The 835-nt window shown below is 39.4% G+C and carries 1 protein-coding gene; it reads left to right on the forward strand.

Going from position 1 to position 835, the window contains the following annotated elements; all coding sequences use genetic code 11:
* Window positions 1–43: 43 nt before the first annotated feature.
* Window positions 44–835, forward strand: a 792-nt coding sequence (locus tag A3762_RS24850; RefSeq protein ID WP_156493742.1) for an MFS transporter, incomplete at its 3' end; no start/stop codon positions are given.

The raw sequence follows: 835 nt of genomic DNA on the forward strand, positions 1-835 counted from the left end.
AATAAATACTATTACTGCAAATAAAATCTAGAGGTATTCAAGGATGAGCCAAAGTCAGTTATTAAAGAATAAAAAATTCGCTCCATTTTTCGCCACGCAGTTTTTTGGCGCCTTCAACGATAATATATTCAAAAATTGTTTGATGTTGATCGTTGCTTATCATGCCGTTGATAAGATTGCAGTGGATACCAATTTACTGCTCAATCTAGCGGCTGGTTTATTTATCCTTCCCTTCTTTTTGTTCTCGGCCATTGCAGGCCAAATTACCGACAAATATGACAAAGCCATGTTGATGCGGCGAATCAAGTTAGCAGAGATCGTATTGATGTCATTTGCTGCCTTAGCATTTATTTTTGAGTTGTATTACGTATTGTTGGCATTGTTATTTTTGATGGGCTCACAAAGTACGTTTTTTGGTCCTGCTAAATACGCGATTCTCCCTCAGCATTTAAAGCCCGAAGAATTAGTAGGAGGGAATGCGTTAGTTGAAATGGGCACCTTCGTTGCGATTTTATTAGGCACGATTGGTGCGGGCTTTATAGTGCAACAACCCCAATACTTGTGGTGGTCAGCTGTGTTAATAGTCGTCTTTGCAGTGATTGGTTATGTTTTTAGTCGGTCAATTCCATCGGCACCATCATCCCAACCTGATTTGCAGATTTCTTGGAATCCCCTGACTAACACTTATCAGATGGTGAAACTGATTAAGGCTGATAAACCAAGTTATTTGGCTATTTTAGCTATTTCTTGGTTTTGGTTTTTGGGTGCTGCTTATCTCACTCAATTCCCTAACTATTCAAAAGTAACGCTCCAAGGTGACGAGTCGGTTGTTACT

Source organism: Oleiphilus sp. HI0125 (genome assembly GCF_001635355.1).